The 18055-nt window shown below is 69.8% G+C and carries 18 protein-coding genes; 8 read left to right on the top strand and 10 right to left on the bottom strand.

What is annotated here, in order from left to right:
* The first annotated feature begins 94 nt into the window (after positions 1-94).
* From ACWGIS_RS13765 to ACWGIS_RS13750, 4 genes are all read left to right on the top strand, one after another.
* Positions 95-1834 carry a diacylglycerol kinase family protein gene (locus tag ACWGIS_RS13765; protein WP_453362597.1) on the top strand — a complete coding sequence of 580 codons (1740 nt, stop codon included), beginning with the start codon at positions 95-97 and terminating at the stop codon, positions 1832-1834.
* On the top strand, positions 1834-2787 hold the full coding sequence (locus tag ACWGIS_RS13760; RefSeq protein ID WP_453362596.1) for a YihY/virulence factor BrkB family protein: 954 nt from the start codon (positions 1834-1836) through the stop codon (positions 2785-2787). The genes ACWGIS_RS13765 and ACWGIS_RS13760 overlap by 1 nt, the downstream gene beginning before the upstream one ends.
* Positions 2788-3582, top strand: coding sequence for a phosphatase PAP2 family protein (locus ACWGIS_RS13755; protein ID WP_453362595.1), 795 nt, complete (start codon positions 2788-2790; stop codon positions 3580-3582).
* Between the two features lie 313 nt (positions 3583-3895).
* Positions 3896-4558 carry a S1 family peptidase gene (locus tag ACWGIS_RS13750; protein WP_453362594.1) on the top strand — a complete coding sequence of 221 codons (663 nt, stop codon included), beginning with the start codon at positions 3896-3898 and terminating at the stop codon, positions 4556-4558.
* Positions 4559-4753: 195 nt separating this feature from the next.
* Here the strand turns inward: ACWGIS_RS13750 and ACWGIS_RS13745 are convergent, their stop codons facing one another.
* Positions 4754-6388 carry an alpha/beta hydrolase gene (locus ACWGIS_RS13745; RefSeq protein WP_453362593.1) on the bottom strand — a complete coding sequence of 545 codons (1635 nt, stop codon included), beginning with the start codon at positions 6386-6388 and terminating at the stop codon, positions 4754-4756.
* Between the two features lie 338 nt (positions 6389-6726).
* On the opposite strand from ACWGIS_RS13745, the gene ACWGIS_RS13740 reads away from it, so the two are divergent.
* Positions 6727-7299, top strand: a complete 573-nt coding sequence (locus tag ACWGIS_RS13740; protein ID WP_453362592.1) for a dihydrofolate reductase family protein — start codon at positions 6727-6729, stop codon at positions 7297-7299.
* Between the two features lie 148 nt (positions 7300-7447).
* Here the strand turns inward: ACWGIS_RS13740 and ACWGIS_RS13735 are convergent, their stop codons facing one another.
* Positions 7448-8032 (bottom strand): contact-dependent growth inhibition system immunity protein, encoded by a 585-nt coding sequence (locus ACWGIS_RS13735; protein WP_453362591.1) that lies wholly within the window; start codon positions 8030-8032, stop codon positions 7448-7450.
* Here ACWGIS_RS13735 and ACWGIS_RS13730 point away from each other — a divergent pair.
* Positions 8011-9252 carry a serine hydrolase domain-containing protein gene (locus ACWGIS_RS13730; RefSeq protein ID WP_453362590.1) on the top strand — a complete coding sequence of 414 codons (1242 nt, stop codon included), beginning with the start codon at positions 8011-8013 and terminating at the stop codon, positions 9250-9252. The genes ACWGIS_RS13735 and ACWGIS_RS13730 overlap by 22 nt on opposite strands.
* A gap of 154 nt (positions 9253-9406) precedes the next feature.
* On the opposite strand, the gene ACWGIS_RS13725 is transcribed toward ACWGIS_RS13730, so the two are convergent.
* From ACWGIS_RS13725 to ACWGIS_RS13710, 4 genes are all read right to left on the bottom strand, one after another.
* Complete coding sequence (locus tag ACWGIS_RS13725; protein ID WP_453362589.1) at positions 9407-9631, bottom strand: hypothetical protein; 225 nt, start codon at positions 9629-9631, stop codon at positions 9407-9409.
* Between the two features lie 89 nt (positions 9632-9720).
* Entirely contained in the window at positions 9721-10071 is a 351-nt protein-coding gene (locus ACWGIS_RS13720; protein ID WP_453362588.1) for a hypothetical protein, read from the bottom strand.
* Between the two features lie 121 nt (positions 10072-10192).
* Entirely contained in the window at positions 10193-10735 is a 543-nt protein-coding gene (locus ACWGIS_RS13715) for a GNAT family N-acetyltransferase (protein WP_453362587.1), read from the bottom strand.
* 190 nt (positions 10736-10925) lie between these two features.
* On the bottom strand, positions 10926-11480 hold the full coding sequence (locus ACWGIS_RS13710) for a TetR/AcrR family transcriptional regulator (protein WP_453362586.1): 555 nt from the start codon (positions 11478-11480) through the stop codon (positions 10926-10928).
* Between the two features lie 305 nt (positions 11481-11785).
* Here ACWGIS_RS13710 and ACWGIS_RS13705 point away from each other — a divergent pair, with 305 nt between their 5' ends.
* Both ACWGIS_RS13705 and ACWGIS_RS13700 read left to right on the top strand, forming a co-directional pair.
* Positions 11786-12643: an SGNH/GDSL hydrolase family protein gene (locus ACWGIS_RS13705; RefSeq protein ID WP_453362585.1), complete on the top strand. Its 858-nt coding sequence runs from the start codon at positions 11786-11788 to the stop codon at positions 12641-12643.
* Between the two features lie 230 nt (positions 12644-12873).
* Positions 12874-13533, top strand: coding sequence for a hypothetical protein (locus ACWGIS_RS13700; RefSeq protein WP_453362584.1), 660 nt, complete (start codon positions 12874-12876; stop codon positions 13531-13533).
* 339 nt (positions 13534-13872) lie between these two features.
* Here the strand turns inward: ACWGIS_RS13700 and ACWGIS_RS13695 are convergent, their stop codons facing one another.
* The 4 genes from ACWGIS_RS13695 to ACWGIS_RS13680 form a co-directional block, all read right to left on the bottom strand.
* Positions 13873-14571 (bottom strand): SDR family oxidoreductase, encoded by a 699-nt coding sequence (locus ACWGIS_RS13695; protein ID WP_453362583.1) that lies wholly within the window; start codon positions 14569-14571, stop codon positions 13873-13875.
* Between the two features lie 399 nt (positions 14572-14970).
* Entirely contained in the window at positions 14971-15786 is an 816-nt protein-coding gene (locus ACWGIS_RS13690) for a hypothetical protein (protein ID WP_453362582.1), read from the bottom strand.
* Between the two features lie 120 nt (positions 15787-15906).
* Positions 15907-16296, bottom strand: coding sequence for a VOC family protein (locus tag ACWGIS_RS13685; RefSeq protein WP_453362581.1), 390 nt, complete (start codon positions 16294-16296; stop codon positions 15907-15909).
* 288 nt (positions 16297-16584) lie between these two features.
* Entirely contained in the window at positions 16585-17904 is a 1320-nt protein-coding gene (locus ACWGIS_RS13680; protein WP_453362680.1) for a phosphatase PAP2 family protein, read from the bottom strand.
* Positions 17905-18055: the final 151 nt, after the last annotated feature.

Raw genomic sequence — 18055 nt, 5'->3', positions numbered from 1 at the left:
CTGCGCGGCCGCTTCGCGGGCATACGGCGGTGATCGGGAGGGCACACCCCCCGGCCGAGAAAACGCCGCGAGGCGCCGACCTGTGGGAGTACCGATGCCGACCGCCGTGCCTGAGAGACCCGGCGTCCTGCCTGGGGAAACGTCCGGAGCCGTCCGGGCCGCCCGTCTGCGCGCCCTGCCTCGCGGCACCGGCCGCGCCGCCGCACGGATCAGCGCTCTGACGCTCTGCCAGGCCGCGCTCATGGTGGGCCTCGGACTGCTGATCACAGGCCCCGCTCACGACGTGTGGCCCATGACCGCCGAGGACGACCTCAACGAAGGCGCCGAGCGGCACCGCACCGGCTTCCTCACCAGCCTGTCATGGTTCGCGTCGGAGGCCGGCAACACCCTCACGATCATCACCATCACGCTCGCGGTCTGCCTGGGCCTGGTCCTGATACCCCGGCTGCCGATGTGGCGTCAGGCAGTGTTCCTGTCCGTCGCCGTCTCGCTGCAGGCGCTGGTCTTCCTCGTCATCACCGAGTCGGTGGACCGTCACCGGCCGGAGGTGGACCGCCTCGACGCGTCCCCGCCCACCTCCAGCTACACCTCCGGGCACACGGGCGCGGCGACCGCGCTGTATGCCGGGCTGGCCGTGCTCGCCCTGTCCCGCATCCGTGGGCCCTGGCGCAAGGTCGTCGGCGGACTCCTGCTGCTGATACCGCTGTTGGTGGCGCTCGCCCGTCTCTACCGGGGCATGCACCACCCCACCGACCTCGTCGGCGGCCTCGCCAACGGCAGTCTGTCGCTGCTGATCGTCGGCCGGACTCTGTTCGCCGACGCCGTGGTGACCGCGGCTCCCGCCGCGCGTCCCGTACCGGCCGTCGGCGCCGGCCGCGGTGAACTGGCGGCGGGCCGCACCGTAGTGGTCTTCAACCCCACCGTGACCGATGAGAACGCCTGCGCCGCGCTGCGCGACGTGCTGCACCGACACGGTCACCGTGCGGTGGAGTTCGTGCAGACCACGATCGAGGACCCGGGAGGCGGCCAGGCCGCCCAAGCCGCCGCCGGCGGCGCGAGTCTCGTGGTCGTCTGCGGTGGAGACGGCACGCTGCGTGCGGCGGCGGACGCCATGGCCGGCAGCGGCGTCCCGCTCGCCCTGGTGCCCAGCGGCACCGGCAACCTGCTCGCCCGCAACCTGGGCCTTCCGCTGTCACCCGCCGCCGCGCTCGACGCGGCGCTGGGCGGAACCGTGCGCCACATCGACCTCGGCCGGATCGAGGGCGACCACCTGGAGGCCACCCACTTCGCCGCCATGTCCGGGGCCGGACTCGACGCGGCGATCATGGAGAACACCGACGACCGGACCAAGTCCTTCCTGGGCTGGCCCGCGTACGTCCTGGCCGGCATCACCACCCTGCGGTCCCCCCGGATGCGCGTGACCATCAGGCTCGACGGCGCACCGGCCCTGCGCCGTACCGCCCGCATGGTGCTGTTCGCCAACGTCGGCACCGTGCAGGGCGGCCTCACCCTCGTGCCCGCCGCCCGCTGCGACGACGGGCGTCTCGACCTGCTCATCCTCGACCCGCGCGGTCCCAGCGGCTGGCTCCGCGTCCTGGGGGCGCTGCTGCGAGGCGGGAGGTCACCCCGGCCCGCGTCGGTGGACACGCTCGCCGCGCACGACGCCGACGCCGGCGTACCGGTGGAGTTCTTCACCTTCGAGCGCGCCGAGCTCACCTTCGACGCCGAGCAGAGCCGCGAACTCGACGGTGATCCGGTCGCTCCCGGCCGGCGCCTGACCGCGGAAGTGCGCCCGGGCGCGCTGACGATGCTGCTGCCTTCCGGGGGTAAGTGATGGGTACGGCGACCAAGGTCCCGGAAACCAGGAACATGACCGGCGAGGAACTCTCCGCCGACGAGGCGCTGGTGTCACTGCGCCGCTACGGCCGCTGGCCGTTGCTGCGCGACGCCTTCGTCCGCTTCCGCTACGCCGACGGCTTCACGCACTCCCGCGCACTCGCCCTGCAGACGGTGCTCGCGGTGATACCGCTGGCCATCGCCTTCGTCGGCCTGTCGACCGCCCTGCACACGGAGGACATCGGCAGGCTCGCCGAGCTGACGATCCACCGGATCGCCCAGGGTCCCAGCGCCGAGGTGGTGGACGACGCACTGCAGCGCAGCAAGCGCAAGGCGGGCGACGGAGCTCAAGTGGCGCTGTGGTTCGGCCTGTTGTTCTCGCTGGTCAACACCACCACCGCCATGTGCCAGATCGAGCGCGGCGCGAACCGCATCTACGGCAACGAACGCGACCGCCCCTTCCACCTCAAGTACTTGCGCGGCCTGGTGATGTCCGTCAGCGCCGGCCTGCCGCTGGGCCTGGGCTTCATCGTGATGGTCGCCGGAGCGGACCTCGCCTCCTCGGCGGTGACGGTGTACCACCTCCAGGACAGCACGCTCACCGCGTGGAACATCCTGCGCTGGCCCCTCGGTCTGCTCCTCGTACTGATCTCCGCCAGCGCCATCTTCCGCCGCTCGCCCCGCCGCAAGCAGCCCGGCTACACCTGGCTGGCCTTCGGCGCCGCCGTGTACCTGGTGCTGTGGACCACCCTCACCTGGCTGCTGAGCCTCTACCTCGGCATCAGCGGCTCCTTCGACACCGTCTACGGTCCGCTGAGCGCCTTCATGTCGCTGCTGCTGTGGGCCTACCTGACGTCCATCGCCCTGTTCCTCGGACTGTCCTTCTCCGCGCAGCTGGAAGCCGCGCGGGCCATGCGCCCCGGTCCGATCGACACCGACCCGGGAGTCTGAATGGTGCTTCGCTTCACCACTCGCCGTATGCGTGAACGCCGCCGCCGGGAGGCCGACCGCAAGTTCGGCGCCCGCCTGCTCGGCGCGGCCGTCTTCGCCGCGCTGGCCGCGGTGCCGTTCGCCCTGCTGCTGATCCTCGTCAAAGGCCAGTGGCAGCCACTGCGCCGGCTGGACGCGGGCGCCGCGCGACGGCTGAACGAGACCGCGCTCGACCACCCCGCCTGGACCGACACCCTCCGTTTCCTGTCGAACTGGGTCTGGGATCCCGTGACCCTGCGCATCGTGGTGGCGCTGCTCACCCTGTGGCTGCTGCACCGCAGGGCGTGGCGGCTCGCCGCCTGGTCCGCGGTGACGGCCGTGGCCGGCGGACTGACCGGGCTGCTCGTCAAGGTGGTCGTCGAACGGGCCAGGCCCTCCCTCGAGGACCCCGTCGCGCACGCGCCCGGCTTCTCGTTCCCCTCCGGCCACGCCATGACCGCCACCAGCTCCTTCGCGATCCTCTTGCTGGTCCTGCTGCCGATGGTGCCGCGCGCCTGGCGGGCGGTGTGCTGGTGCTTCGCGGTGCTGTCGGTGGTCGGCGTCGGCTTCACCCGCGTCGCGCTGGGTGTGCACTGGTTCAGCGACGTGGTGGGCGGCTGGCTCCTGGGGCTCGCCGTCGTCGCGCTCACCGCCTGGGCCTTCGAGGCCTGGCGCACCGACATCGGGCGCCGCACCACCGAGCTGGCCGACGGCCTGGAACCGGAACTGACCGACGCGCACCCCGAGCCCGATCCCGTCCTGCGCGCGAAGCGCTGACGGTCGGCAACGCGCGGCGACCTCGGGGCGGCAACCACGCATGCGGTTGCCGCCCCGAGGTCTGTCCGTACGCCATGGAGTCACGGCCACTCCCCTGGCATGCCGGACGAGAACGGCGGTGAGCGGCGCCCGCAGGTACGCGCGACGCCCTGAGTGGTGGCCATCGCCCCTGAGGCGTCCCGTGGTTGGCGGCTTTTCGGCCTGACCATCCCGCCGCGACGGCCGCAGACTGGCAGTCACCCACCACAGGAGGCCGCCCGTGCGTCCCGTACTTTCCGGAAGACCCCGGCGAACCGTCGCCCGAGCAGCCGTCGTGCTGGCACTGCTCCTCGGCTGGTCCGCCGCCATCGGCCCCGCCGCCCACGCCGTGGAGCCGAAGAGTCGGCAGGCGGCTGTCGCCGTACGCGGCGGCGACACCCTCTACAGCGCCGGCACCCGCTGCACCGTCGCTTTCAACGCCCGCTCCAGCACAGCGACTTACGCACTCGTCTCGGGCCGCTGCGCGCAGGGAGCGGCGGCCACTTGGTATGCGGACGCGGCTCGCACCATCCCCGTGGGCGTCACCGCGGGCGTGAGTTTCCCCGGCAACGACTACGCGAGCATCCGGTACACGAACACCACGGTCGCCTACCCCGGCGAGGTCACGCTGGGCGCCGGCCTCGGCACCCGCGACATCACCGGCGCGGCGAACCCCGTCGTGGGACAGTCCGTCTGCCATGTCGGGCGAACCACCGGCTACCGGTGCGGAACCGTCCAGGCCGTGAACGTCACCGTCAACTACGGCGGGGGAATCGTCTACGGGCTGTTCCGGTCCACCATCTGCTCCGAGCCCGGAGACAGCGGCGGCCCCGCCTTCTCGGGCGGCACCGCCCTCGGCATCATCGTCGGCAGCAGCGGCAACTGCAGCACTGGGGGCTTCACTTACTACCAGCCGGTCGCCGAGTCCCTTTCGGCGTACGGGCTCACCCTTTACTGAAGCGGCCGATACGAAACGGCCCACCGAGTGGGACCGGCCGAGGGAAAACGGCCGAGGTACGTAGATCCTCATGGGTCTGGGTGACCCCGCCGGCTTGCTCGGGCGTGCCCTCGCGGCCGCCGCCGGTACCCCTGTGGAAGTCGACTCGGGGCGCCGACCACGTGAGGCCGGCGCCCCGAGGGCGGCACGGGAACGTCAGTCCGTGGCGCCTATGCGTTCGACGCGCTCGTTGACACCGTTACGGAGTTCGCCGAGCGTGGTGCCCGGCAGGGCCTTCGTCGGCGTCGAGGACGGTGGCTGCGTCTCGTCCGCGCAGGTCGTGCCCGAGGCGGGAACCTTGAGGTCCACCAGGTAGCCGACCACCGCGTCCGTCGCGCAGGCGCTGCGCCCGAACGCGGTGTGCCCCTCGGCCCGGAACGTGAGCAGCGAGGCGTTGTCGAGTCGCCGGGACAGCGCGACGGCGTCCTGGTACGGGGTGTCCGGGTCGCCGGTGGTGCCCATGACGAGGATCGGCGCGGAGCCCTTGGCCCGGTAGGAGCCGTCGTAACGGCTGGGGCGCTCACCACGCCACTGGACACAGGCGATGGCGTGCTGGTGGTCGTACGTCGGAGGCCCGTAGGCCATCGCCGGACCGAGCAGCGGCGCCGCCTCGGCGTTGGCCTCGACGTTCCGCTCCAGCAGGCGCAGGTTGCGCGGGTAGTCCCGGTCCACGCATTCGACGGCCACATTGGGGCCGAGGAAGTCGAAGCTGGCCGGGGACGGCGGCCGCAGCAGGAAGGACGTGTTGTCCCGCAGCTGAGCCTTGCGCAGCGCCGCGCCCAGCGAAGGCCAGATGACCTTGCCCTCGTTGATGTTGAACATCAGCCGGTAGACCAGGGTGTAGCCGTTGGCCTGGCCGCCGTTGGCGGTGGGCACGGGGCCGGCGTCCAGGTCGGCCTTCAGCTTCTCGAACGCCGCACGCGGGTCGCCGTCGCCGAAACCGCAGGTGGCCTGGTCGGCGGCGCACCAGTCCAGGAAGCGGCTCATCGCGCCGTCCAGCGCGAGGTACTGCGGCCGGTCGTAGGCGTAGGGGCGGTTCGCGTAGTGCACCGGGTCGTACGCGCCGTCGAGGGTCAGGGCCCGTACCCGCCCGGGGAACATCGCCGCGTAGACGGTCCCGATGTAGGACCCGAACGAGCGTCCGTAGTAGGTGAGTTGCTCCTCCCCGAGCGCCTCCCTCAGCAGGTCGATGTCCCGGGCGACGTACTCGGTGCCGATGTAGGGCAGCACCTCGCCCGCGTTGTCCTCGCAGGCCTGGTTGAATTCGGCTGCCTGACGCAGGGCCGGCCCGAAGGCGTCAGGCCCGGGCACGCCCTTCGCCTCGGTGACGGCCCGGGTGTACCGCGCGTCGTCGAAGCAGGTCAGCGCTGAACTGCGGCCGACTCCGCGGACGTCGTAGCCGAAGACGTCGAACGAGTCGCGCAGCGCGGTGGGCAGATCGTCGTAGTTGTTCCGCACGAAGTCCACGCCGGAGTTGCCGGGGCCGCCCGGCTGCATGAACAGCGTGCCCTTGCGCTTCGTCTGGTCCGCGGCCTTCTTGCGGATCACCGCGAGGGTGATGGTCTTGCCGTCCTGGTCGCGGTAGTCGAGCGGGACGTCGGCGTTCGCGCACTCGAAGCCACCCTGGCAGTCCGTCCAGGCGAGCGACGGAACGGGGGGCTTGTCAGGAGTCTTCGGCGAGGCGGCCGACTGGGTCGCCGTCCCCGTCCCTGCGGCCATGAGCGCGGCGAGCGCGGCCGCGACGACCGGGAGCCTTCCGAAAGGTCTTGGTATGCGATGTGGAGTGGTCATGGTCCTTCTCCCCCTGTGGTCGATGGGTGCCAAGTGCTCACCTCGCAAGATGAGTTCGGCCATCTGAACAGACGGGAAAAGAGCGAGATCGGTGCCACCACGGACACCTGAATCCCTCACCGATCTCAACGAGCGGACCGCCCCGGCCCACGTCCGCGCGAACCCTGCCACGGGCGGTGGGCGCCCGGATGGGGGAGGTCGCCGAAAAGAAGGGCGGGGACCGATGACTTTCCGCGCTGCCCGCCGTCATAGTTCATGGTTGGCGCGCCACAGCCGCGAGGGCGGTGGGGGCGCGACCGGGAACTGTCAGCGGAACACCAGAGACCGAGGAACCTTCGATGCGTACCCTGATCAGCACCGCGTTCATCTCCCTCGACGGCGTCGTCGAAGCGCCGGGCGGCGAGCCCGGCTACCGGAACTCCGGGTGGACATTCAAGAACATCGACTTCCTTCCCGAGGCGTTCGAGATCAAGGGCCGGGAGCAGCAGGAGGCGTCCGCCATGATGATGGGCCGCACCAGCTATGAGGCGTTCAGCCCCGTGTGGCCCGACATGGCGGACTTCGCCGACTACAAGGTGATGCCGAAGTACGTCGTCTCGACCACCCTCGCCAAGGAGGATCTGGTGTCGAACTGGGGTGAGACGACGATCCTGCGTTCACTGGACGAGGTGACCGCACTGAAGGAGACCGAGGGCGGGCCGATCATCATCCACGGCAGCGCCGCGCTGAACCACGCCCTCTCGGACGCGGGCCTGATCGACCGCTACCACCTGCTGGTCTTCCCCCTGCTGCTCGGTGCGGGCAAGCGGCTCTTCAGTGCCACGGACAAGGACGCGCAGAAGCTGAAGCTCGTCGAGCACGAGGCCTACGCCAACGGCGTGCAGAAGAACGTCTTCGACGTCGTCCGCTGACGGGCCGCCGCACGCGTCCCGCTGCCAGGTCGCCGGGGAGGAGCACGAGGTCGTGGGAACGGGGTCGTGCTCGTACCGGTACGGGTGCGACCGCTGCGCAACAGCCAAGGGTGCCCGGGTCACCGAACAGACCAGTTCCCCTCTCCCTCTACAGAGCCAGGAAGCGCTCCACTTCGCGCTTGAGTTTCGGTGCCGGATCGCTCAGCCCCGAAACGATTCGGCGGAGCTCACTCCCGAGTTCAGGCGACCTGCTCCACACCTCGGGACTCCTGGTCAGCACTGCGGACAGCAGGTCACCTTCGTACATGTGGCCCTCGGCCAGCGGATCCCGGCGCAAGACCTCCAACGCCAGCGGAAGGAGGTGGGGCAAACCCTCGTTCTGCCCGATGAGCAGCCTCATGTCCTCAACTGTCAGCTCACCGACCGGTTTACGCCGCAGCGCGTGGGCGGTCCTGATGAGGCGGGTCGCGTCGCCCGTCGGGTCCGGCCAGCGGTCGCCCTCACTTCGAGGGAGCGGTCGCGCTGCCGAGGTCGAGTCACAGAAGTAGTGTGCCAGGCCGGATCCTGGACGTGAACACACCGGCGGCGCGGTATGCCTCAGAGGCCTGTGCGGCGACGTAGGCCGACGCGCGTGCTGCCTGACGGGTGATGTTGGGCGGGTCGGCGGGCCAAGGACCGGGCCGGGCCTCGCCGTCGCTCGATACTCCGGCCATGAGAGCAGCTCCTCCCCCATCAAGGTCTCGCCTTGCCGCGGTCGCCGCAACCACCGCGCTCACCGCGCTCGTCGGCTTCAGCACCCCGGTCACCGCGGCCGGCGACGCGGCGCGCGACGGCGGACAGCGCCGGCCCTGTACCAGTTCCGGCCCGTCCGACAGCGGGCCGGCGCAGAAGGTCCTGAAGATCGCCGAGCAGGCCAAGGCCGAGCTGGGCCTCAAGTCCGTGATCCTGCGGGTCACGGCCGGGGACCGCGAGGTCATCACGACGGCACTCGGCGAGTCGATGACCGGTGTCCCGGCCGACCCCGCCATGCACTTCCGGAACGGCAACATCGCGATCAGCTACATGGGCACGGCCCTCATGCAGCTGGTCGACCAGGGCAAGGTCGGTCTCGACGATTCCGTCGCACGCTGGCTGCCCGACCTCCCGCAGGCCAAGAAGATCACCTTGCGCATGCTGGCCGCGTCGACCACCGGTCTCGTGGACTACGTCCCCCTCCCCGAGTTCCAGAAAGCCGTCGTCGCCAACCCGTTCCGCCAGTGGACAGCCAAGGAGCTGGTGGCTCTGGTGACCAGCAAGCCTCGCTGGTACAAGCCGGGCATCAACTGGAGCTACTCGCACGCCAATTTCGTCCTCCTCGGCGCCGCCCTGGAGAAGATCACCGGAACCCGGCTCGACGTCCTCCTGCAACGCCAGGTCCTGGGCCCGCTCGGACTGCGCGAGACCCGCAACAGCTTCACCCCGGACATCCCGACACCGGTCCTGCACGCCTTCACCGCCGACCGCGGGACGTATGAGGAATCCACTTTCTGGAACCCCTCGTGGACCACCGCACCCGGCGCGGTGCAGACCACGGACATCTGCGACCTGGCCCGCTCGGCCGAGGGCATCGGCTCCGGCGAACTGCTCTCCGAGTCCTCCTACAAGGAGCTGCTCAGCCCGGGAACGGTGAACCTGGGCCGCGCCACCGCCAAGTGCCCCGTGACGGTCTGCCGTACGAACAGCGAGGCCACCCACTACGGCATGGGCCTACTCGTCCTGGGTGACTGGGTGGCCCAACACCCCCTGTTCTTCGGGTACTCCGCCTCCCAGGCATACCTTCCGTCGAAGCGTCTGGCCATCGCGGTCTCGACGACGCAGGGTCCCAAGACCGCCGACGGCCACGCCGCCCACCTGCTCGCCCAGCGGATCGCCGCCGCCCTCGTGCCGACGGATCCCATCCCCGACTTCGGCTGAGCTGTTCTCACCGGCATCCGGCCCGTGCGGCGGTTGCGGTCCTCTGTAGAGGAGACGGCCGCACGAGGTCCGCGCTGAGTGGACCTGCCGAACACCAACATTCCGGCATGACCGCCGGGCCTCACGTCGGCCGCGCACGGCCTGCGCGGCGGATCTAGACCTGGCCGGTCGCGAACAGCTCCAGGTGTCCGCACTTCGGACAGCGGAACGCCTCAATCTGCCGCCGTGGCCGGCCCATCCGCTTGGCGCCCCCGAGAAAGCCCCGCTCCAACGCCCCCTCGATCCACCGGGCATAGCCGCGCGAGTGCTCACCGGCGTCCTCGATGAACCCCTCCGCCAGCCCGACCGTGCCGCATTGGGTGCATGAGTAGTTGTTCATCGCGCCAGTCTAGGAAACGTGGTCCGGCCGGGTGAGCACACGTAGGGCGGCAAGGCGGCGTGAACGTGGCCCGTCGGAAAGCAGGCAGCTCACGGCCGGAGGCACTCTCCCTGCGGATCGAAGCAGACGAGGCCGTGCCTACAAGCCAGTGCGGCGGCGTACTCGGATACTTCCTCAGCTTTGCTGTAGGACATGAGCAGGTACACGATCGGCCCCGATGCCTCATTGATGACCGGAGGCGACGCCCAAACAACACTGTGGTCGACGTCGTCCGGGTATCGCCCGAGGAGAGCCTCCACGTACGCCACGATGCGCGGTGCCGGAGGTACGGCGGCATCGTCCGACTCCAGGTAGCGCTCATAGAGCTCGTCATACGTCGAGCTCGCAACACGATCGTCGAATGGACGGTCGCCGTCCCACACGGCAAGGTCGTAGCTCATGGGCGCATCGTCGCAGGCAACGGTTCCGTCGCCACCAGCGGGTACTGAGATCTCTCCGGCAGTGATCTCGTAAGAGAGGTCCTGGTAAATCCGTATGAGGCCACCGCCCACATGAACGCCATCAGCGCCTCGTCGCCATGAACTGCTCCGCCGACAACTCGAACACTCTTACTCGCCGACCGGACGTCGGGTTGACGGTTTCACGGGCCAGCCGCATCCCCAGTTTGCCCATGATCCGTTCGGAGGCGTCGTTGCCCACCTGGGCGATGCTGACGATCCGCTCCAGTCCCGCCTCCTCGAAACCGAACCGTACGGCGGCGGCAGCGGCTTCCGTGGCCAGCCCCTGTCCCCAGTGGGAGCGCCCCAGCCGCCAGCCGACCTCGACCGCGGGCAGCACCTCCGGCATGAAATGAGGCACCGAAAGGCCGGTGAACCCGGCCAGCTCACCCGTGGACCGAATCTCCACGGCGAACAGACCGAAGCCCCGTTCCTCCCACTCGCTCTCCCATGCCCGGATCCCGTCGCGGGTCTGCCGTTCGTCACGGACACTGCCGTCACGGATCCATCGCATGACTTCGGGGTCGGCGTTGACGGCAGCCATGGGCGCAACGTCTTCCTCGCGCCAGCGACGCATGATCAGACGTGGTGTCTCAAGGGTGACCATCCGACCATTGTGGATCACCCTTGCGCCCCGGGTGCCGTCCCGTCACCCTTCACGAGCAGTCGCCCGCCTCCCGCCACAACCTCCTTCGATTGACAGGCTGAGGCGAAGTCCATCGCCGAACCCGCCATCCCGCCCACCTTTCAGCTTGCCTGCCTGCTCAAAGAGACGAACGGGGACTGTGAACGTGCCCTCAAACCGGCGGCGTGAGGACGTGCTGGAGCAACGCGCCGTACCGCGCCACCAGTTCCTTGCGGTCGGTCCTGAGAAGCGTCTCGTCCCGGGCCACCCACAGCGAGTACAACAGCCCTGCCGCCAGCGAGGCCGCCAGTCGCGAGCGGATGTCGGCATCGGGTCCGGTCAGGCGCCCACGCAGCGGTTCGATCAGGACCTTCTCGTGCGTGAGCTTCAGACGCCGCTGGATCTCGGGTTCGTTGCTGCCGCGCACGAGAGCGAGGAAGACGCCGCGGGCGCCGCCGTCGAGATGGACGAGGAGGTCGACGAGCCGTTCCCCCAGGCGGTCCAAGGGGACGTCGAGCAGCGGTTCGTCGTCGATGCTGAGATGCATCGTCTCCAGGAACAGGAGTTCCTTGCTCTTGAAGTGCCGGATCACCAGCGCGGGATCCGTTTCCGCTGCCGCCGCTATCTGGCGGACGGTCGTTCTGGCGTATCCGTGTTCTCGGAACAGCTGGGTGGCGGCTGAGTGGATGGATTCGCGTGTCGTGGTGGTGGAACCGGGCTGCGCCATGGGCCAAGGGTAGGGCTGCGACCCCGGGATGGCGGGAGCAGGCCGCGCGGTGGACGGTGACGGCTCGTCAGTATTTCAAGAAATCGCGTCAACAATGTTGACGCCGACACCGCGCCGGCTCACATTACTTATGGGTAGGACCGAGCGGTAACCCCCGCAACCGGACTCCACAACTGCCGGCGCGCCCACCGCCGTCAGGTGCGCGAACGTACCTCCCTTCATGCTCGAGCCGCTTCTTCGCTGCGGAGCCGACTGTGCCGTCACAGCCGCGCCCGCCCCACACCGCATTCGAGAAGAGAGAGCACATGCCCAAGCTTCGCCATGTCATGACCACGTCAGCCCTTGCCGCCGCGCTGACCCTCACCGCCACCACCGCACACGCGACATCGACGCTGGAGTACGTCGCTCTCGGCGACAGCTACAGCGCCGGGTCCGGTGTCCTGCCCGTCGACCTCAGCAACCTGCTGTGCCTGCGCTCCACCGCGAACTACCCCCACGTCATCGCCTCCAGGACGGGCGCCCACCTCAAGGACGTGACCTGCGGGGCAGCGCAGACCAAGCACTTCACCGAATCCCAGTACCCCGGCGTGGCTCCGCAGACGGACGCGCTCAGCACCGACACGGACCTCGTGACGTTCACGATGGGCGGCAACGACAACAACACCTTCATCAACGCCATCGTGGCCTGCGGCACCGCCGGGCTCTCCACCGGCGGGAAGGGCAGCCCCTGCAAGGACAAGAACGGCTCCTCGTTCGAGGACGAGATCGACGTGAACACCTATCCGGCGCTCAAGGCGTCCCTGGAGAAGATCCGCGCCAAGGCACCCAACGCCCGCGTGGCGGCGCTGGGTTACCCGTGGATCACCCCCGCCGTCGCCGATCCCTCCTGTTTCGTGAAGCTCCCCATCGCATCCGGTGACGTGCCCTACCTGCGCAGCCTCCAGGCACATCTCAACGCCGCGATCAAACGGGCCGCGGAGGAGACAGGGGCGACGTACGTGGACTTCTCCCAGGCGTCCGAGGGGCACGACGCCTGCAAGGCTTCCGGGACCCGGTGGATCGAGCCGCTGCTCTTCGGACAGAACGTCGTCCCGGTCCACCCCAACGCACTCGGCGAACGGCGCATGGCAGAGCGGGCGATGACTGTCCTCGGCCTCGGCTGATCCGGCCACAGGCGCTTCCGCGGCGCCCCTGACGGATGGAGGGTCTCCCGGCACGCGCAGGCCTGGCCGGACTCCGGCCGGGCCTGCGATCGGCCCCGGCCGCGGCCGCGCGGCACATCGTGCGCACCTACTTCATCGGAAGTCGTTGTTTCGGCAAGCAAGCCCATGCTCACCGTGCATGAGTACGTGTACTCATGCCAGGTTCCAACTCCCCGTCCGAAGCTGGCCACATGACGAATGCCAGCGCCCTCATCAGTCAGCTCGCTCACCCTCGACGTGCCCTCGCGATCGGCGCCCTCACCTGTCTGGTCCTTGCCGGCTGCGGAACCGAACAGCCCGGAGGCGGCAGCACACAGGGCGGTCCGGGCGTGAGCGCCGGCTCCAAGGTGGGGGCCCCGTCACCGTCGGCCGACCGGGCGGCGTTCGCGAAGATGCTCCGCGGAGTCGCCCGACGGTGTCCTGCGCCGGGGCCCGTCGCCTCGAAGCCGGTCGGTCCGCAAGAGAAGGAGAGTCTCGCCCCTGGTGAGACTCCTCCCACCGACCCGATCGAACCGGGCGCCCCCACGGGACCCGAGTCGGTGCTGACCGCCCGCGACTGGTGCGCGAGCGTCCAGCACGAACAGCGCATCATCGAGGCGCTGCAGGCCGTTTCGACGCCCACCCCCGCGAGCGTCCGCAAGACCCTGAACGACCTGGGATACATCGACGAACGCATCCACGGTCTCCAGCAGGACGGCAGCACCACCCGCTTCTACCTCGACCTGCGGGAGAGCGGCGGCCGGCTGTGCGAGGCGGGCACGGCAGCGGGCAAGACAACCGACGTGGTCCCATGCCTGGCACCCGCCACTGGAGCGTTCAGGGTCGATAAGGCGGAAGACCTGTCGTCGTGAAGCGCTGCTCAGGACTGCCGACAGGGACGGCAGCGGGGCGGTTGTGCCGCCGGTTCAGTCGGCTCGGGCGCTCGCGTGAAGACCCGGGCTGCCTTGCGCCACTGCACTTGCTTGAGTGATGCCGGGGTGGGTCCCTGTGCACGGGCGGCTCGGGACCGGTAGTCCGGCACGACTACGCGCAGGGCGTCGGGCTGACCGACACCCTCACCCGCGCAATTGGAGCAAGCCTCAAGAGCGTGCAGTACCACCACACGTGATCGAAGGGCGCCTGAGTGCCACCGGACTGTAGCGAGCAGACCGGACCGCCACCGGACCCGGCCTGCCCCTTGGACGGCGAGGTCAGTTGACCTGACCGGTCGGCCGCAGGGTCACGTGGTTGATCTCCATGCCGGCGGGCTGGTCCACGGCGAAGAGGATCACGTCCGCGATCTGCTCGGCGCTCATCGCGGGCGCCGCTGCCGGGACTCCCCCGCGCTCGTCCCAGAACGCCGTGTCGACGACTCCCGGGGCGACGAGGGTGACGCCGACCCCGTCCTTGGCGATCAGGAGCCGGGTGTTCTCGGCCAGGGCGTGCGCGGCCCACTTGGTGACGGAGTACAGGTTGCCCGGGGTGTTCCGGACGCCCGCGACCGAACCCACGACGACGATCCGGCCCCTGGACTCCCGCAGGTGCGGCAGCGTCTCCCGCACCAGCAGCGCCGGGCCGAGGACGTTGGTGAGGATCATGGCCCGCATCGCCTCGGGCTCCTGGCTCTCAAGGGTGCCGGGCAGCGAGAAGCCGGCGTTGGCGACAACCGTGTCCAGCCGGCCCCAGGTGTCCGTGATGTGCCCCACCGCCGAGGCGAGGTGGTGCTCGTCGGCGGCGTCGCCGGTGAACGTCAGCAGCCGCTCCCCGGCCCCGGCGGACGCGGCGAAGGCCGCCAGCCGCTCCCCGTCCCGGCCGGTGACGGCGACACGGTGGCCCTTCTTCAGCAGCGCGCGGGCGGTGGCGGCACCGATTCCGTTGGAACCGCCAGTGATCAGCGCGACGGGTTCCATGAGAGGGCCTCCTCGGTGACGGCGGGCACTGGCCCGACGGGTTCCTGGTGTGGCGCACGCGGACGGCCGCGTGCGCTGTCGACGGTCCCCGCACCGCCACCGGCCTCGGGCACGGTGGCCCGCGACGGGCCGCCTCGAAGGCGGTGGGCGGACTCCGCGGCACACCGGCGGTGACCGGACGCTCGCGGTGGGTCTCGACGCCAGTACTGTAACCGAGATCCGTGACGTGGTCCGTGCGCCGCCGACTGCCGCATCCGGGACGGGAGTTGCCGGGCGGCCGGCCCTCTCGCCGCCCGCCGGGTACCTCCGTCCCTCCTGCCGTGCGGCCGGCACCACCGCGCGGACGTGGGCTCGTGCCTGTGAGCATCCGGCAGACGCCGGCGCCTCACTGGAAAGTCGTCAGCACGCTTCGATCGACCAGAAGACGCCCACCTCTTCGTCATTCACCGCGATCAGGCCCAACTCCCCGAAGAGAGACAGCCCGTTCAGGTAGGCGGACGTAAGGAATCCATGGCTCCCGGTGCCCTCCAGCCCCGCGCTGAGGAAGTCGAAAGACGGGTCGGAGGCCGCGGCGGTCGCGTTGGTCCAGTAGCGCGCCGTCGGCCCGTACCGGTCGAGCAGGACGCGGGCATCCGCGAGCACGGCGTCGCGATCCGGCCGGGTGCGGACGGGGGCGCGTTCTGCCTGCCATTCCTCCGCCATGACGGCGAGCGCGCCGATCGCCGCCTCCGCCTCGACGGGATGCACGAGACGGGGCAGCTCCGCTGCGCTCGGAGGGTCGAAAGGGTAGGCGGGCGCCGCGTCGCGGGCGTCGTTGGCGCGGTCCCAGTCCAGGCGTATCCAGCCCCGCGGATCAGCGACCGATCGGGTCAGGACGGCAAGGACGTCGTGCACCCAGTCCTCGTTCCGCCGAGGTCCGGTGGCAACGAAGGTGTACGTGTCGTCGAGCAGCCGCAGCGCCGCGGCGTTCCACGCGCAGCGACGCGAGCGGAACTCCGCCAGCAAGCTCCCGACGTCACGAGCGAAGTCGGCACCCGGTTCGCGGGGGATGCGCTGGAGCCGGTCGAGAGTCCAGTGGACGAGTTCACGGTCTTCGTCCGCCGCAGTACCGACGACTTCGGGGAGCGGAGGATGAGGGCGACGGGTCCTGTCCCACAGCGCCTCCAGATGCACATCCAGCAAGTCCAGGGCGGTCCGGTCGGCAGGCGAGGGCATCGCGCCATGTTAGGCCGCCCCTGCCGGGATGCGGCAGCGAGGAACCACGACCGAGGAACCACAACCGGTGCACGCTCGCGCCCGCTGGGCCAGCGCTCGGCCGGGCACGCGGTCAGGGTCTCAGTCGAGGTAGTGCGCGCGTCCCTCGTCGTCGAGTCCGACGGAACCCTCCGGGATGACGCAGAACTCGTTGCCCTCGGGGTCCGCCATCACCAGGAATCCCCCGTCGGCGTACTGCTCCAGTCTGCGCCCGCCGAGCCGCTCGATTCGTCGCTGTTCGGCGGCGGGATCGGCCGACGTGACATCGAAATGCATCCGGTTCTTGCCCGAGGTGGGTTCGGTGGTCCGCTGAAAACCCAGGCCCAGGCCGTCCTCCCGCTGGAGCCAGACGTACGGGCCGGTGCGGCCCACGACGGGTCGGCCGAGCAGTTCGGACCAGAACGCGGCGAGCCGCTCGGGGTCGGTGGCGTCGACGATGAGGGCGTTGATCTTCATGGGTGAGTCCGCCATACCTCGATCCTCTCAAGCCTCTCCGGAACCGGACTTCACGGACATCAGCCGTGCCCAGGTGCCCAGACCTACGACATCTGCCGTGCTCGCGTACCCGGAGCACACGGCATCTACCGTGCCCACTTCGACGACCCCGACCGATTCACCCACTTTCGTGATGTGCAGCCTCTCTCGCCAAGGCGGCAAGCCCCGCGCGTGCTGCGATACACGGGACGCGCGGGTTGCCGCCAAGGTTCGGTTGAGGTCGGCCCGGTCCGGCCGGAGTCCGGCGCGGGCGGGCGTCGTCGCTCAGATCAGTTCGGGTTGCGGAGCGGGCTGCGGGGCGGGCGCCGCTCTCGGTTGCCAGGACCCGGTGACCCGTACGTAGTAGTAGATCACCGAGATCATGGCGAGGACGAGCAAGGGGCCGGTGAGCACGCGGTATTCGGCTATCTCGACCGACAGGTAGCGGTAGGCGACCATGAGCGCGACGCAGACCGTCGAGCCGTAGGCGACCAGTTGAATGCCCGACCGGTCCCAGCCGTGGTCGTACGCGCGCAGAGCGCCTTCGATCGTGAGGGTGAACACCACACCGGCGATGAGGTCTGCACCGTAGTGGTAGCCGAAGCCGAGCGTCGCGGCCAATGTCGCGACGAGCCAGAACGTGCCGCCGTACCGAAGGGCGCGCGGGCCCTTCCGGGTGTGGATGAAGATCGCGGTGGCCCACGCCGTGTGCAGGCTCGGCATGCAGTTGCGTGGGGTGATCTCGTCGAACGGCATGAGGTGCGGGGTGCCGATGGGGGGCAGCGTCCGCGGCCACAGGTCACCCACCGCCCAGGGCTCACTGGGCGGCATGTGCGGTGCCCACAGGCTGACGCCCTCCCAGTGGGCGGCGCCGGTGCCGTAGGCGAAGATCGGGCCGACGACCGGGAAGAGCATGTAGAAGGCCGGCCCCAGCAGGCCGATCATGAGGAACGTACGCACCAGGTGGTGGCGCGGGAAGCGGCGTTCGGCGGCCACATGGCGCAGTTGGTACAGCGCGACGACGACCGCGGCCACCGGAAGCTGGCCGTAGACGAAGTCGAGTGCGTTGAAGCCGATCGGGCCGGCGGCGGTGACGAGACGTCCCACCAGCCAGGACGGGTTGCCCAGCGCGTGGTCGGTGGTCGCCACGTACTGGTCGAGCACCATGGGGCGGGTGGTCGAGGTGAGGTACAGCCAGGCGTCGCCCGTCTTGCGGCCCGCGATCAGGAGCAGGGCCAGTCCCACGCCCTTCAGCAGCAGGACGCGTTCCCGGCCGGTGCGGCGGGTGAGGGCCACGACCGCGCAGCCCAGGACCACCCAGAGCGCGCCGTTGCCGAAGGGGTGGCCGTCGGTCACCTTGATGTCCGCCGCGAAACGGACCACCGAGAAGACGATGTCGATTCCGATCGCCGCGCCCAGCGCGATGAACCGCTGCCGCCAGGTGAGGACCACCATCATCAACGCCATGCTGGCGTAGAGCAGTCCGCCCGATTTGGGCGGGAAGAGCACCTCGCGCGCCTGGGTCGTGATCGGACCCGGCAGGCCGTAGTGGCGTACGGCGAATTCGAGCGCTATGAGGAACCCGAGAACCGCGACCGCCGCCACGGCCCACAGCCCCGCTTGTGGATGCCGCCGTATGTGTATCAACCCAGACCACTTCACTAGATGCCGCTCGTGCCACCCGTCCTACTCCCCCGGGCAAGACGGAATGAACACCGCTCGGGTTCCGGACAGGTTCCGACGTCCGGGTTTCACC

The sequence above is a fragment of the Streptomyces sp. NPDC054842 genome (genome assembly GCF_053611025.1).
The sequence above is the reverse complement of the archived record's forward strand: the minus strand, read 5'-3'. Positions and strand labels throughout refer to the sequence as shown.